This is a genomic window from Streptomyces sp. NPDC043876 (assembly GCF_056435825.1).
The window spans coordinates 414796-429636 of the sequence record NZ_JBWKDV010000007.1 but is presented as its reverse complement, the minus strand read 5'-3'; the positions used below and the strand labels follow the sequence as shown (position 1 = coordinate 429636).

Here is a 14841-nt window from a genome sequence, read left to right as displayed (position 1 = left end):
GGGAACTGAGCGCCCCGTTCTCGTCCTCCGGCGCCCGCCGGACCGGGCCCCGCAGCCGTACGGGAAGTACGGCTGCGGGGCCCGGCTCAGGACGGGGTGAGGTCGTAGAAGGTGGCTCCCCCGACCGTGGTGGAGCGGTAGTTCGCCTTCACCCAGGCCTCGATGGCGCTGCTGGTGCCACCGCCGGGGCCACCGGCGCGGGTCGCACCCCGGCCGCCGCCCTCGCCCGCTCCCGCGGCGGTTCCCACCTGCGTGGCCTGGCCGATGAAGTAGTGGATCCTTCCGGCCTTCACGTACTCCTGGAACCGCGCCAGCGTCGGCGAGGGATCGCTCCCGTTGAAACCGCCGATCGGCATGACGGGTTCGCCCGAGGCGAGCTGGTAGCTCGCGGCGTTCTGCGCGCCGATGGCCGCCGCCGCCCAGGTGTAGCGGTCCGCGTCCGCGCGCAGGGCCGCCGTGGCCGCCGCGCTCGCCTTCGTACCGCCCAGCAGACCGCCCATGCCCCCGCCGCCGGGACGGCCGGCGCCGGGACCGCCCTGGCCCGCGGGGCCGCCCGGCGCGGTCGCGCCCGGTCCGGTGCCCCGGCCCGCATTCTGCGGCGGTACCCCGCGCGGGAAGCCGCCCCGGCCGGGGCCGCCTTCCGCCCCGGCGAACCGCGGGCCCGCACCCGTGCCGCCCGGGCCCCGGCCGCCCGCGACCGCCGGACCGGCCGTCACGATCGAGCCGGTGTGCGCGGTGCCCACCGTGTCCAGGGTGTACGCGAAGGGCCCGGCCAGTGCCGCGCCCAGGCCCAGCGCCGCCGCGCCGAGCACGGCCCGGCGGCCGAAGCGGGCGCCCGCCAGGAGCCCCGCCGCGGCGAGCAGTCCGGACACGAGCACCGTCCAGCGCAGCCAGGGCAGATAGCCCGCGGCCCGGCCCAGCAGGACGTACGACCACACCGCGGTCAGCGCCAGGGTGCCCGACAGGGTGAGCGCGGCGGCCCGGCTGCCCCGCTCCTCCCACAGCACGGCCGTGCCCATGCCGGTCAGCGCGGCCACGTAGGGCGCCAGCGCCACCGTGTAGTACTCGTGGAAGATGCCCTGCATGTAGCTGAAGACCAGCGCGGTGACCAGCAGCGAGCCGCCCCAGGCCAGGAAGGACGCCCTGGCCGTGCTCTCCAGGGAGTCGGTCGCGCGCCGGGCCCGCCAGGTGATCACCAGACCGGCGACGAGCAGCACCAGGGCCGCCGGGAGCAGCCAGGAGATCTGGCCGCCGATGTTGGCCGAGAAGAGCCGGTCGATCCCGGTCTCGCCCCAGCCCCCGCCACCGCCGCCCGGGCCGCCACCGGCGCGCGCACCACCGCCGACGCTGCCGGTCTCGTCGCCGTTGATCCGGCCGAGACCGTTGTAGCCGAGGGTGAGCTCCAGAAAGGAGTTGTTCTGCGAGCCGCCGATGTACGGGCGGGAGGAGGCGGGCCACAGCTCGACGACGGCCACCCACCAGCCGCCGGCGACGACCATGGCCAGTCCGGCCAGGCACAGCTGGCCCAGCCTGCGGCGCAGCCGGGTGGGCGCGCAGACGGCGTAGAGGAGGGTGAGCGGCGGCAGGATGACGAAGGCCTGCAGGGTCTTGGTGAGGAAGGCGAAGCCGACGGCGACGCCCGCCCAGACCAGCCACTTCGTGCGGGCGCCTTCGAGGGCGCGCAGCACGCAGTAGACGGTGACGGTCATCAGCAGAGCCAGCAGCGCGTCGGGGTTGTTGAAGCGGAACATCAGCGCGGCCACCGGGGTGAGCGCAAAGACCGTGCCGCTGAGCAGTCCGGCCACCGGCCCGAACCGGCGGCGGACGGCCGCGTACAGGACCGCCGTGGTGCCGACGCCCATGAGGGCCTGCGGGACCAGGATCTGCCAGCCGCCGAGGCCGAAGAGCCGTACGGACAGGGCCATCGGCCACAGGGCGGCCGGGGGCTTGTCGACCGTGATCGAGTTCCCCGCGTCGGAGGAGCCGAAGAAGAAGGCCTTCCAGCTCTCGCTGCCCGCCTGGACCGCGGCGGAGTAGAAGGAGTTCGCGTAGCCGGAGGCGCCGAGGCCCCACAGCATGAGGACGGCGGTGGCCAGGAGGAGCACGGCGAGCGCCGGGCGCTCCCAGCGGGGCCGCAGCGGTACCGCGGCGGCGGGGGCGCCTTCGGGGAAGGGTGGGTCCAGGAGGGGCAGGGCCGTGGTCATCGCAGGTCGTCCTTGGTGGGAGCGGGGCGGTCCGGGAAGACCCAGGCGCGCAGGAGCAGGAAGCGCAGCACGGTCGCGGCGAGGTTGGCGGTCACCAGGACGGCCAGCTCCGTGCCGTGCGCGGGAGTGGTGGTGGCCGCGCCGAGGGCGGCCAGGGAGCCGCTGGTGAGGGCCAGCCCGATGGCGAAGACCACCAGGCCCTGGGCCTGATGGCGCACGGCCCGGTCCCGGCCCCGGACGCCGAAGGTCAGGCGGCGGTTGGCGGCGGTGTTGGCGATGGCGGAGAGCAGCAGGGCCGCGGCGTTGGCGAGCTGCGGTCCGGCGCCCGAGCGGAAGGCGGAGTAGAGCGCCAGGTAGAGGAGGGTGCTCAGCAGGCCGACCGCGCAGAATCCGATGAGCTGGCGGGCGAGGCCCCGGGGGACGCCGCTCAGCGCGCGGTCGCGCGGGTCGTCTCCGAAGGGGCGGGCGATCCGGTCGAGGGGGAGGGCGCCGACGGCGAGGGCCCGGCCGACCCGCCAGACCCCTTTGAGGTCCTCGGTGGCGGTGCGGACGATGTGGACCGAGGAGTCCGGGTCGTCCACCCAGTCGACGGGCACCTCGTGGATGCGCAGCCCGGCGCGCTCGGCGAGGACGAGCAGCTCGGTGTCGAAGAACCAGCCGGAGTCCTCCACCAGGGGCAGCAGCCGCTCGGCGACATCGCGCCGGAGGGCCTTGAATCCGCACTGGGCGTCGCTGAAGCGGGCGGCGAGCGAGGAGCGCAGGAGCAGGTTGTAGGCGCGGGAGACGAACTCGCGCTTGGCGCCGCGCACCACCCGGGAGGAGCGGGCGAGCCGGGTGCCGATCGCGAGGTCGGAGTGCCCGGAGATCAGCGGGGCGACCAGGGGCAGCAGCGCGTTGAGGTCGGTGGAGAGGTCCACGTCCATGTACGCGAGGACCGGGGCGTCGGAGGCGGCCCAGACCGTGCGCAGGGCCCTGCCGCGGCCCTTCTCCTCCAGGCGGGTGCTGCGGACGCCGCCGATCGACCGTGCCAGGGCCGCCGCGACCTCGGGGGTGCGGTCGGTGCTCGCGTTGTCGGCGATGGTGATGCGGAAGGCGTACGGGAAGGTGCGGGTCAGGTGCTCGTGCAGGCGGCGCACGCAGGGGCCGAGGTCCTCCTCCTCGTTGAAGACCGGGATGACCACGTCGAGTACGGGTTCGCCGGGCACGGGTGCGAGCGGCGCCCGGGCGGGCAGGGCGCCGGTCCCGGGAAAGACGTCGGTTGGCATGCTCCGACTCTCGCGGGACGGGCTGTCACGGCCGTGTGGTGAGGCTGTGGCCCCTCTGTGAGTACCGCGGCTTCGCCTGCCCGGGCTCGGCGTGGAGAGGCGGCTCGGCGTGGAGGGGCAGGCGGACCTCGAAGCGGGTCCGGTTCGGCTCGCTGCGTACGCCGACGGTCCCGCCGTGGGCCGAGACCACGGCCCGCACGATGGCGAGGCCGAGACCGGTGGAGCCCGCGTTGCGGGAGCGGGAGGCGTCGCCGCGCGCGAACCGCTCGAAGACGTGGGGCAGCAGCTCGGGCGGGATGCCGGGGCCGTCGTCCTCGATCTCCACGCGGACGGAGGATGTTTCACGTGAAACACGGGCGGTCACGGTGGTCCCCGGCGGGGTGTGTGTGCGGGCATTGGCCAGCAGGTTCACCAGGACCTGCTGGATCCGGGCGGCGTCGGCGGTCACCGGCGCGGCCTCAGCGGGCAGTTCGAGCCGCCAGTGGTGTGCGGGACCGGCCGCGCGGGCGTCGCTGACGGCGTCCACGACCAGCGGTGCCAGGTCGGTCGGGGCGGCGGACAGCGGCCGGCCCGCGTCGAGCCGGGCCAGCAGCAGCAGGTCTTCGACCAGGCCGGTCATCCGGGTCGCCTCGGACTCGATCCGGCCCAGCGCGTGGCGGGTGTCCGGGCCGGTCTCCTCGCGGCCCCGGCGGGTGAGTTCGGCGTAACCGCGGATGGAGGCCAGCGGGGTGCGCAGCTCGTGGCTCGCGTCGGCGACGAACTGCCGGACGCGGGTCTCGCTCTGCTGTCGTGCGGTGAGCGCGGAGGAGACGTGGCCGAGCATCCGGTTGAGGGCTGCGCCGACCTGGCCGACCTCGGTCCGGGGGTCCGCCTCCGCATCGGGAACCCGCTCGTCGAGGGCGGGTTCGCCGCTGTGCAGCCGGAGTTCGGAGACCCGGGTCGCGGTGGCGGCCACCCGGCGCAGCGGACGCAGGGCGACGCCGACGAGGGCCTGTCCGGCCAGGGAGGCGGCGATCAGCCCGGCCAGGGTGACGCAGACCTCCACCACGATCAGGGTGTTCACGGTGGATTCGACCCCGTCGAGGGGGAAGCCCAGGACCAGGCTCCCGTCGGCGGCGGTGATCACCCGGTAGGTGCCCAGGCCGTGCAGGCGTACGTCGACCGGCCGCTCCTCGCCCGCGCGGGCCGCCCCGGCGGCGACGAGGGCCTTGGTCTGGGCTTCGGTGAGCGGCTGGCGGTGGTCCGGTGCGGCGCCCTCGGCGGGTTCGCTGCGGGCCGCCGTGATGACCTTCCCGTCCGTGTCGAGGCGTACCCCGGCGGCGCCGAAGGGGCTGCCGGGTCCCAGGACGAAGGCGAGGGGGTCACGGGTCGGCTTCGCACCGCCGGGGCCGCGGACGGCCATGTTCACGGAGGTCGCGAGCTGGTGGTCGAGCTGGCTCACGAGGTAGGAGCGCAGGACGAGGATGGTGACGGCGCCGATGGTCGTGCCCACCACGGCGATGAGGACGACGGCCGAGACGACGAGCCGGGTCCGCAGGGACCAGGGTCGCCGGCCCGGCATCCGCGGCCGCACTATTCGCTCGGCTTGATCAGGTACCCGGCGCCGCGCCGGGTGTGGATCATCGAGGGCAGCCCGGGGCCGCTCTCCAGCTTGCGCCGCAGGTAGGAGATGTACAGCTCGACCACGTTGGCCTGGCCGCCGAAGTCGTACGACCACACGCGGTCCAGGATCTGGGCCTTGCTGAGCACCCGGCGCGGGTTGCGCATCAGGTAGCGCAGCAGCTCGAACTCGGTGGCGGTCAGGTGGATCTCCCGGCCGTCCCGGCTGACCTCGTGGCTGTCCTCGTCGAGCCGTAGGTCGCCGACGGTCAGTACGGACTCGCCGCGCGCGGCCTGGGCCGCCCCGGAGCGGCGGACCAGTCCGCGCAGGCGGGCCACGACCTCTTCCAGGCTGAAGGGCTTGGTGACGTAGTCGTCGCCGCCCGCCGTCAGCCCCGCGATGCGGTCCTCGACCGAGTCCTTCGCGGTGAGGAAGAGCACGGGCACCTGCGGCAGCCGACGGCGCAGCTGGCCGAGGACGGCCAGCCCGTCCATGTCCGGGAGCATGATGTCGAGGACCACCACATCGGGCCGGAACTCCGCCGCCGTGCGCACCGCGCCCGCGCCGTCGCCCGCGGTGCGGACTTCGCAGCCCTCGTAGCGCAGGGCCATGGAGAGCAGTTCGGAGAGCGAGGCCTCGTCGTCCACGACGAGCACGCGGCACGGGCCGCCGTCGGGCCGGACGAGGGCCATGGGGTTGCCGGTGGCCGTGGACGCGTGGGAGGTGGTCGTCGCAGTCATGGCGACCACGCTGACCCGCCCCGGTGAAAGCCCCCTTGGCCCTTCCTGTGATTCTCCTGAGAATCCGTTTCAGGCCCGCGGGGCCGCCTCGGGCGTCTGGGGGCCGCTCGGGAGCCCGAAGAGCCGGGCGGCGTTGTCGTGGCAGACGGCGCGCAGCCAGTCGTCCCCGAGGCCCAGCCGCTCCAGGGCGGCCAGCTGGTGTTCGTAGGGGTAGGGGATGTTCGGGAAGTCGGTGCCGAGCATGATCCGGTCGCCGAGGGCCGCCAGCCGCCCGAGGTCCGCTGCCGGGAAGGCGCTGGTTCGCTCGGAGAAGTCGGTGAAGGCCATGGTGGTGTCGAGGCGCACCTCGGGGTGGCGGTCGGCGAGGTCCAGGAACTCGGCGTACTCCGGCATCCCCATGTGGGCGATGATCAGCGGCAGCCGGGGGTGCCGGGCGAGCAGCCGGGCCACCGGTCCGGGCCCGGTGAACCGGGCGGGGGCCGGCATGGAACCGCAGTGGATCACCGTGGGGATCCCGGCCTCGGCGAGCAGACCCCAGACGGGGTCGAGCAGCGCGTCGTTGGGGTCGTAGCCGCCGACCTGGAGGTGTGCCTTGAAGACGCGGGCGCCGTTCTCCACGGCCTGGCGGACGTACCCCCGGGCTGCTTCCTCCGGAAAGAAGGTCGCGGTGTGCAGGCAGTCGGGGGTACGGGCGGCGAACTCCACGGACCAGGAGTTGAGCCAGGCCGCCATGGCCGGCTTGTGCGGGTACAGCATGGCCGTGAAGGCGCGGACCCCGAACTCCCGCAGCAGGGCGACCCGGTGCTCCTCCTCGTGCCGGTAGGTGATGGGCCAGTGCATGCCGGTCAGCGGCCCGGCGGCGTCGAAGTAGTCCCACACCTTGGCCAGGACGCGGGCGGGCATGAAGTGCGTGTGGACGTCGACCAGCCCGGGGAGCCCGAGCCGCCGGCGGAAGGCGTGGACGGCCGCGGCCGTTTCAGCGGTGCCGGGCGTTTCGGCGGTGCCGGGCGTTTCCGCCGCTCCCGGTGTCTCGGCTGTTCCGGGCGTACCGGGCGTGCCGGGCGGCGTCGTGGCTCCGCTCGTCTGGATGCTCATGGCACCCACCCTCGGCGTCGGCCCCCTCGGATGTCCACGGTTCGGCCGGTCAGGTCCGGGCCGGGCCGGGCCGGGCCGGGCCGGGCCGGCTGCCGCTCGGGTCAGAAGAGCCCGTCCTGCTCGGCCGCGGGAAGCGCGGGCGACAGGTCCCTCCACGGCGCCGGGGTGGCCGGCAGCGCCCCCTGCGGTGCGGCCAGCGCCCAGCCGGCCAGCAGCCGGGTGTCCACCACGAGCCCGTCGCCGAGGTGCAGGTCCGGTCCGGCCGCCCCCACCAGCACGCCCTCGACCGACCCGCCCGCCGTCATCTCCGTGATCACCCGGGCCGGCACCGGCAGCTCGTCGAGGTGGAACAGCCCGGCGTGGTCGGCGACCTCGCAGGCCGTGCGCTCCAGCGATTCGGGCCATCCGGCGAGCGCGGTGGCCCGCGCGTGCAGCTCGGCCACCTCCCGGGCCCGCTCCGCCGCGGGCGGCAGAGCGGCCCGTACGGCGCGCTTGCGGGCGTACGCGATCCGGTCGGGCACCCCGAGCGCGGCCCGCAGCAGCTCCTCGGTGCGGCGGGCCGCCATCAACGGCCCCCGTCCGAGCCAGCTCCAGGCCACCGCGCCCTGCTCCCGCAGCCGGTCCGGGCCGCGCTCCTCGGCGGTGATCCCGACCTTGACCAGGCCGGGCCCGAACCAGGCGAGGTAGACGCGGTAGGTCCGCGGATCGGCGGCGTTGGTGTCGGCGGCCACCGAGAAGGACCGGTCCAGGCGGGCGCATTCGGGGCACTGGGCGTTGCCCGCGCGACCCGGCACCGCGGCGGCGGTCGGGCACGGGGTCCGCTTCCCGGCCCGCCGGATGCCCAGGCAGCGTCGCTCGCCCCGGCCCTCGAAGGCCAGCCGCTGCCCGGCTTCGAGCACGCTCCTGCGCTCGCCGGACCCCGGCCCGGCGGCCTCGGCGTACCAGCCGATGGAGGGCTGTCCGCCGCTCCACCCCATGCCGGTGCACCGCCAGATCACAGCGGGAGCGGTCGCTCGAAGAACGTCTCCAGGACCACGGTCGCCTGGGTGCCGCTCACGCCCTCGATGGCGTAGAGCCGGCGCAGCACGTCCTGGAGCTGCTCGGTGCTCGCCGTGCGGACCTTGACCAGGACCGAGGCGCTGCCCGCGATGATGTGGGCCTCCTGGATCTCGGGGATCGCGGCGAAGGCGGCCCCGGACTCGCCCATCCAGGCGTTGGAGTCGACGTTCACGTAGGCGAGCACCCCGCTGCCGACGGCCGCGGGGTCCACGTCGACGGTCGTCCGCCGGATGACCCCCCGCTCGCGCAGCTTGCGCACGCGCTCGTGGGTGGCCCCGGCCGAGAGCCCGACGGCAGCGCCGAGGGCGGCGTAGGACTGGCCGGCGTCCTCCTGCAACCGCAGGACCAGCGCCCGGTCGATGTCGTCCACGTGTGCTTCCCGCCCCGCCGTCCCGCGGACCCCGGCCGATCCCGGCGATCCTGTACGGGGACGCTATCGCATCCTGCGATAGCGTCCCCGGGCCAAACCCCATTCGGCCCGCTTCGGCTAGCGGGCGACGAACTGGGTCAGGATCGCCTGGACCTCGTAGATGTCCACGCCCTTGGTGAAGGTCTTCTGCAGCGGCGCCGCGGTCCCCGAGATCCAGATCTTCAGCTCGGCGTCCAGGTCGAAGTGGCCGGCCGTCTCCACGGAGAAGTGCGTGATGCTCCGGTAGGGGACCGAGTGGTACTCCACCTTCTTGCCGGTGATCCCCTGCTTGTCGATCAGCACCAGGCGCCGGTCGGTGAAGAGGATCGTGTCGCGTATCAGCAGGTACGCCGCGTGCACCTGCTCCCCGTGCCCCAGCAGCCGCGCGTAGTCCCGCTGCGCCGACACGGGGTCGACCGTGTGCGCGTTCCCGAACAGACCCATGAGGGCCCCCCTCATTCCGGTGACAGGTTCACTGACTGGCTCAGTGCCCGGCTCGCGCCGGGTCCAACGCAAGAGGCCCCCTGGATTTCTCCAGGGGGCCTCTTGGGCTGTGCACTCGGCAGGATTCGAACCTGCAACCTTCTGATCCGTAGCTCTAGCGAGATCGGTCAGCAGCGGCCATTTCAGCCGCTTCAAGGCCCCTGAAGGACCCTACCGGACAGGGCCAGCTGCTGCGGTTGCGGTACATCACTGCTGTACTACGCCGACCTGGACGGCCTCGCGGCCGTCTCCAGGAAACCTCTCCTTGCGTGGCGTGAGGCGCGACGGAACTTCTCGGCAACCGCGAATAGGGCGGTCGCCAGGCCCAGATAGACGGCCGCCATCGAACCATCCCCCTTCGCGATCTCCTTGAGTAGGGCAAGGGACGCTACAGCCGCTGTCAGATATAGGAAGGCAACCCCCACATAGCACAGGTGGGCCGTGATTTTGTCATAACGGGCCAATCTCGCGCGCTCAATTGCTGAGAGATGCCCAAAGGGCCCGGTCGGCGTACGGTCGTTCATGAGAGCTCCGATGGGTCTCGACTTCAGAGGGGCTAGAGGCACCCAGGGAGCCGAACTGCTGGCGTGGGACGACTCCCTGGGTGCTCGCCACAGCGAAGGTGCATCCCCCTCGGATCATTTGCACCTTGACGGCACATCAAGTCTTCACGTCGAAGACTCCAGGGACCCCCCACGCTCACCCGTTCGGGTGGCATATCCCATTCAAGTCTTCCGTTGGGCCGTAGATTCGCGGAAAGTTTTCGGCTTTCCCATATCGATTGCCCGACTTATTGCTTAATGTCACCGTTTGGGCAACGGGTCAGCAACTCGTGCCAGATCCGACTGGCGCCAGCCGCAATGAGCCCCGGCTGTCATCCCGTCTGCCGTCGTCCCACACGGAGTGGTAGCAGGGCAGTCGCCAGGGGCCCAGGTGGAGCGCCCCGCTGGACGAACGACCTGGGCCCCTGGCGGCTGGTCTGCTACGGCTTGCCCTGGGACGACGGCAGGCGGGATGACAGCCCCACCCGAACCACAACGGAGCTGCGGCCGCACGACTGGCCCCGCATCCCGGAGTCGGAGCGCCCCCGCCGGAGGCATGTCGGTGAGGGGAGGGATTCCGTGGGCGTCAGGTTCAGCTCATGCCCTTGGGCCTATCCCGCCGTAGGGGCGCGCGTCGGCGGCGGCAGCGCCGAGCGGGCCGGAGGCAGGAGCGCGGGCGCAGCCAGAGCCGGGAAGCGCGCCCGGCGGAGCGGAGCGCAGCCGGGTGCCTTGATGAGGTAGAGAAACCTGTAACAGCTCCGCGCCGCTCCTCAGCTATGCCGCGAGTACATCGGCGATGGCTTGCATCGCATCCGTGATGGCGTCGGCCCCGGCTTCGGCAAACAGCGCTGCCTTGTGCGGCTTGTTGGCGTAGCCGATGACCGTCGTGCCGGCTGCATGAGCGGCCTGGATGTCCGTGAGCGAGTCGCCGATCAGGGTGCAGTGCGTGATGTCCACGTGCACCTCCTCCGCCGCCCTGATCAGTGGGAACGGGTTGGGCTTCATCAGGTGCGGCTCCCCGGAGGGACGGCCCACGATCCTCGCGACGTACTCACCCAGGCCATGAAGCTCCAGGAAGCGCTGAACGCAGGCAGCAGAGTTGTTGCTCACCACCACCACTGCCCGCCCGGACAACCGCGCGGCCTGGAGTGCTTCCACCGCCCCAGGAGTCGGCGGACCCGCCACCGCCACGGCTTCGACTTCCGCGGCCGTCAGTGCCTGCTCCGCCTCCCGGCCGAAGCTGGCATCGGCTTCGTGAGCGATGCGCAGGACCTCGATCGGGTCGTCCGTCTCGGCGGCCTTGGTGCCCGCAGCTTCATCCTGGGCGGAGAGCCGTGCCGTGAGCTGCTTGGCGACCTCGGGGGCGGGCAGTCCGGCGAAGACGTCGCACACGGGGCCGTCGAAGTCGAAGAAGACCACCCGGGCCTTCTCCAGGACTCCGGAAAGGCGGTCATCGTGCGTCAAGGTCGTAGTCCCTTCCGATGGTCTCCCACACGCTGTCGAACCACATGCGAGCCTGCTGGACCTGCTGGGCTCCACTCGATGACTCGCCATCGTTGATCGAGTGGTGGAAGAGCGTCGCGTCCTTGCCGACCAGGTCGTAGATCTCGATCGTCTCGCCCTGGGCGACCACCTTGTTGGGGCGGATCGGGTAGTACCCGAAGAACGCGTCCTCACCGTTGACCACGTAGAGCTTGAAGAACTGCGTGCCGCTGTGGACACGGACATTGATCCGGGTCTCGGCAACAAGGCCAAGGTGCTCCAGCTCGGTGATGGCGTCCCTGATGCTGCGGGTGTAGCTCACCATGATCTCGTGCATGCGGTCGCGGAGCCGCTTGTCATCGGCCCCATCCGCCATGCGTACCGGCGCGGCCTGGGGCACGGACATGTCCGGGACGAGTATCCGCACCGTGATGCTAGACGGCGTGAGGCGACCGACCCGGATCTTGTCGAGCGGTTCTTGCAGCGCCCCGTGCAGGGTCTCGCTGGAGAACCCGGCGAAATCGATGGTCACGTGCTGCTTGGCGAATGCCTGCTCCACGTAGGGCCGCAGTCCTGCCGGCCGTTCGGTCCGGTTGCGGACGTACACGCCGCTGCCCTTGCGGGAGACCACGAGCCCTTCGTCTTCCAGGTCGCGCAGTGCGCGCTGGATCGTCGCCCGCGCGAACCCGTACAGCTCCGTCAGTTCCTTGTGGGACGGGAGCTTTTCGCCAGGGGCGAGCCGCCGCGTTCGGATGGCGGCGCTGAGGCTGCTGGCCACCTGCTCGTAGGGGGCTCGGTCGTCGTCTGGGTCTAGGGGCTCGGGGACGAAGGTCATGGGTCGATGGTAGGCGAGTGGCCTAGGCCAGGACAGTCATGGCAGTCATGTTGTTGACATGGCTAGCCAACTCTCCTACCTTCGAGATGTGACCAACCAGGTTAGCCAAGTTGGTCATCTAGCTTCCTGCTGGCATCTCTGAAGGAGAAACCATGCCGTCGTTCAAGGTGGACACGTCGACCGCCGTGGTGTTCGTCGCTACGGCTCCCACGCCGAAGCTCGTGAGCAAGCAGACCGGTGAGCGCGCGATGGACCGGGAGACCGGTGCCGGGCTCTCCACGGTGGGCCTGCTGATCTCGGACGAGGGGGAGGGCAACCTCTACCAGGTGACAGTTCCGGAGACCGGTCTGCCGGAGGGGCTGACGCCGGGCATGCCGGTGTCGGTGATCGGCCTCAAGGCGCGGGACTGGGAGAACACGTTCAACGGCCAGACCCGGCACGGCATCTCGTTCCGCGCCGTCGCCCTCACGGCCGGGGCCTGATCATGGGCGACCTGACTGCCTTATGGGAGGTCGGCCTCCCGCTGGCCGGTGCGGGTGGCGGTCTCGCCTACGCGAAGACCCGCGCGCCGCGGGTGTTCTGGTCCGTGGTCGGGCTGCCGGTGGCACAGGTCCGGTTCGCGGTGACGTACCGCTCCACGATGGACGTGTGCGGGCTGACCGTGCAGCCGTCCCGCTTGCGGGCGTTCCTCGTGCGCAGCGTCGCCCGGCGCAGTGATGTTCAGCCCGTGCCGCCGAAGATCCGTAGCGTGCGGGGTTCCTCGACCGGGATGCGGGCAACGCTCCGTCTTCCGGCCGGTCTGGAGCCTGCCGACGTGGTCGCGGCGTCGGAGCGGCTGCGGCACGCCTGGGGGGTCCACTCCGTCTCCGTGGTCGAGACCCGGCCGGGTTTCGTCGAGCTGCGGATGACCGGCTACGACGTGCTTCGGCGGGTGAAGATGCCGCGGCGCCGCCCGTCCGGGCCGATGACGGTCCCGGTCGCGCTCCGGGAGGACGGCACCGCGTTCGTCCGGGACTACCGGAAGGTGCCGCACGCGCTGACGCTCGGCGCCAACCAGTCGGGCAAGTCCATGTACCTGCGCAACCTGGTCGTGGGCCTGGCGCGGATGCCGGTCGCTCTGGTGGGGATCGACTGCAAGCGGGGTGTGGAACAGCGCGGGTACGCGCCCCGGCTGTCGGCACTCGCCACGACGCCCGACGAAGCATCGGGGCTGCTGGACGCCCTGGTCGGCGAGATGGAGAGCCGTTTCGACCTGCTGAGCAGCCATGGTGCGGCCGACGTGTGGGCCCTGCCGGAGAAGATCCGCCCGGTGCCGGTCGTGCTGCTGGTGGACGAGGTCGCCGAACTGTTCCTCGTCGCGCTGAAGAAGGACGAGGAACGCCGGGACCAGATGGTCATGCAGATGATCCGGCTCGGACAGATGGCCCGCGCCGCCGGGATCTACCTGGAGATCTGCGGGCAGCGCTTCGGCTCCGACCTCGGCAAGGGCGCCACGACCCTGCGCGCGCAGCTCACCGGCCGTGTGGTGCACCGGGTCAACGACAAGCAGACCGCCGACATGGGCTTGGGGGACATCGCCCCGGACGCGGTGGCGGCCGTGACCGCGATCCCGCCCGACCGGCCCGGCCTCGCGGTGGCCAGTGACACCTCCGGCGGCTGGTCCCGCATCCGCACCCCCGAGGTGAGCGCCGAAGAGGCAACGGCGGTCTGCGCACAGTTCGCGCACCTGACCCCGCTCTTGCCGTGCCTCGCCCCCTACCGGCCGCAGATCCTCGTCAGTTCCTCGGCGGCTGCCCCGGGTGCGCTGGTTACGCCGGTCCCGGTCGCGGACTAGCGATCCTCTCCCCTCTCAGTCGGCGCGGCTGTCTCGCGCCAGGTCCCTACCGGGCCATGCCCGAAACCGAAGGGAACTGCCATGACCACCAGCAACAAGCCGACGACCCGGACCCGGCGGCCCCGGTCGCCCAAGCCCGCTCCGGCCCCCGAGCCCTGCGGCACCTGCGCCGGATCCGGCGAGACCACGACGACCGTGCGGGTCGGACGCAAGCAGCGGGAGATCGACGCCACCCAGACCGGACTGTGCCTGGACTGCCTCGGCACCGGCACCGCCTGACCAGCCCGTTCCCGAATCTGCTGGTGCCGGAGGACACCGCCGGCACCGGCCTCCCCCGAAGGAGGTGACTCCGTGTTCCGCACCCTCCGTCTCGACCCCGTGCTCGTCCAGGCCGTCATCGCCGGTGCCCTGTCCTTCGCCCACCTGCACGACCTGGCCGCGGCGGCCGGTCAGGACGGCTGGAAAGCCTGGGCCTACCCGGTCAGCGTGGACCTGCTGTTGGTCGCCGCCTGGCGCCGGATGCGCACCGACACCGAAAACCGCGACGCCTGGCTCTGGTTCGCCATCGCCCTGTTCGCCTCGCTCGGCGCCAACGTCGCCACCGCCGGACTGCTCGACCTGAAAGACGTCCCGGCCTGGCTACGCATCCTCGTCGCCGGATGGCCCGCCCTCGCCTTCCTCGGCGGCACCCTCCTCGCCCACGCCCCGGCCCCGGCCCCGGCCCCCACGGTCGTCGTATCCGAACCTGACGAAGAACCCCGTCTCGAACCCGCGCCGGACCTGACCGTGGAACGGACCCCCGAGGCGGCTCCCGAACTGCCTCCCGCAGCGCTCGTCCAGGAGGACGCGCCACCGGAGATCACACCGCCGACACCCCCGCCCACGGCGCCCGCAGCACCGGCTCCGCCCGCGCCCACGGCACCCGCCGCACCGGTCCCGCCCGCTCTCCTCGACCACGCCCGGAAGATCGCGGACGCGCACCAGGCACAGACCGGAACGCCGATCGACGGAGCCACCCTCCGCGGCCGTCTCGGCGTACCCGCCGCTCTCGCGGACTCGATCGCACTCCAACTCACCTGACCTGAACGGAGATCGCTCCCATGCGCCCGAACCGCTTCCACAACGTGATCCGCATCGGCCCGGTGCGCGTCGCCACCTTCAGCGACGGCCGGGGCCGCACGAAGCACACCGCGGTCTGCACCGCCCCCGGCTGCGACTTCTCCGCCGACTACCTCAGCCGCGCCGGAGCCGAACTCGCCGCCCGTACCCACCGCTGCAAGGCCTAGGAGATCA

At 72.2% G+C, this 14841-nt stretch carries 15 protein-coding genes; 5 read left to right on the top strand and 10 right to left on the bottom strand.

Annotation, left to right across the window (positions count from 1 at the left end; translation table 11 throughout):
• Window positions 1–86: 86 nt before the first annotated feature.
• The 10 genes from AC0693_RS23760 to AC0693_RS23715 all read right to left on the bottom strand — a co-directional run bounded on the left by AC0693_RS23760 (window position 87) and on the right by AC0693_RS23715 (window position 11714).
• Window positions 87–2204, bottom strand: coding sequence for an ArnT family glycosyltransferase (locus AC0693_RS23760; protein ID WP_478802798.1), 2118 nt, complete (start codon window positions 2202–2204; stop codon window positions 87–89).
• Entirely contained in the window at window positions 2201–3469 is a 1269-nt protein-coding gene (locus AC0693_RS23755) for a bifunctional glycosyltransferase family 2/GtrA family protein (protein ID WP_478802797.1), read from the bottom strand. The genes AC0693_RS23760 and AC0693_RS23755 overlap by 4 nt, the downstream gene beginning before the upstream one ends.
• Window positions 3470–3494: 25 nt before the next feature.
• Window positions 3495–5030 (bottom strand): sensor histidine kinase, encoded by a 1536-nt coding sequence (locus AC0693_RS23750; RefSeq protein ID WP_478802796.1) that lies wholly within the window; start codon window positions 5028–5030, stop codon window positions 3495–3497.
• Window positions 5031–5041: 11 nt separating this feature from the next.
• On the bottom strand, window positions 5042–5809 hold the full coding sequence (locus AC0693_RS23745) for a response regulator transcription factor (protein WP_356403419.1): 768 nt from the start codon (window positions 5807–5809) through the stop codon (window positions 5042–5044).
• A gap of 69 nt (window positions 5810–5878) precedes the next feature.
• Window positions 5879–6904 (bottom strand): amidohydrolase family protein, encoded by a 1026-nt coding sequence (locus AC0693_RS23740; protein ID WP_478802795.1) that lies wholly within the window; start codon window positions 6902–6904, stop codon window positions 5879–5881.
• A 101-nt stretch (window positions 6905–7005) separates the two neighbouring features.
• Entirely contained in the window at window positions 7006–7881 is an 876-nt protein-coding gene (locus AC0693_RS23735; RefSeq protein ID WP_478802794.1) for a DUF2797 domain-containing protein, read from the bottom strand.
• 17 nt (window positions 7882–7898) lie between these two features.
• Window positions 7899–8333: an Lrp/AsnC family transcriptional regulator gene (locus tag AC0693_RS23730; RefSeq protein WP_356403410.1), complete on the bottom strand. Its 435-nt coding sequence runs from the start codon at window positions 8331–8333 to the stop codon at window positions 7899–7901.
• Window positions 8334–8450: 117 nt separating this feature from the next.
• Window positions 8451–8816, bottom strand: coding sequence for a PH domain-containing protein (locus tag AC0693_RS23725; protein ID WP_356403407.1), 366 nt, complete (start codon window positions 8814–8816; stop codon window positions 8451–8453).
• A gap of 1355 nt (window positions 8817–10171) precedes the next feature.
• Window positions 10172–10861, bottom strand: a complete 690-nt coding sequence (locus tag AC0693_RS23720; RefSeq protein ID WP_478802793.1) for an HAD family hydrolase — start codon at window positions 10859–10861, stop codon at window positions 10172–10174.
• Window positions 10848–11714, bottom strand: a complete 867-nt coding sequence (locus tag AC0693_RS23715) for a GntR family transcriptional regulator (RefSeq protein ID WP_478802792.1) — start codon at window positions 11712–11714, stop codon at window positions 10848–10850. The genes AC0693_RS23720 and AC0693_RS23715 overlap by 14 nt, the downstream gene beginning before the upstream one ends.
• A gap of 152 nt (window positions 11715–11866) precedes the next feature.
• Between AC0693_RS23715 and AC0693_RS23710 the strand changes: the two genes are divergently transcribed.
• The 5 genes from AC0693_RS23710 to AC0693_RS23690 all read left to right on the top strand — a co-directional run bounded on the left by AC0693_RS23710 (window position 11867) and on the right by AC0693_RS23690 (window position 14834).
• On the top strand, window positions 11867–12196 hold the full coding sequence (locus AC0693_RS23710; protein ID WP_266614957.1) for an SCO3933 family regulatory protein: 330 nt from the start codon (window positions 11867–11869) through the stop codon (window positions 12194–12196).
• Between the two features lie 2 nt (window positions 12197–12198).
• A complete protein-coding gene (locus AC0693_RS23705) occupies window positions 12199–13548 on the top strand; it encodes an FtsK/SpoIIIE domain-containing protein (protein WP_478802791.1) in 1350 nt (449 codons plus the stop codon).
• Between the two features lie 81 nt (window positions 13549–13629).
• Complete coding sequence (locus tag AC0693_RS23700; protein WP_478802790.1) at window positions 13630–13827, top strand: hypothetical protein; 198 nt, start codon at window positions 13630–13632, stop codon at window positions 13825–13827.
• Between the two features lie 72 nt (window positions 13828–13899).
• Entirely contained in the window at window positions 13900–14628 is a 729-nt protein-coding gene (locus AC0693_RS23695; RefSeq protein ID WP_478802789.1) for a DUF2637 domain-containing protein, read from the top strand.
• Window positions 14629–14648: 20 nt separating this feature from the next.
• Window positions 14649–14834 carry a mobile element transfer protein gene (locus AC0693_RS23690; RefSeq protein ID WP_478802788.1) on the top strand — a complete coding sequence of 62 codons (186 nt, stop codon included), beginning with the start codon at window positions 14649–14651 and terminating at the stop codon, window positions 14832–14834.
• Window positions 14835–14841 lie beyond the last annotated feature (7 nt).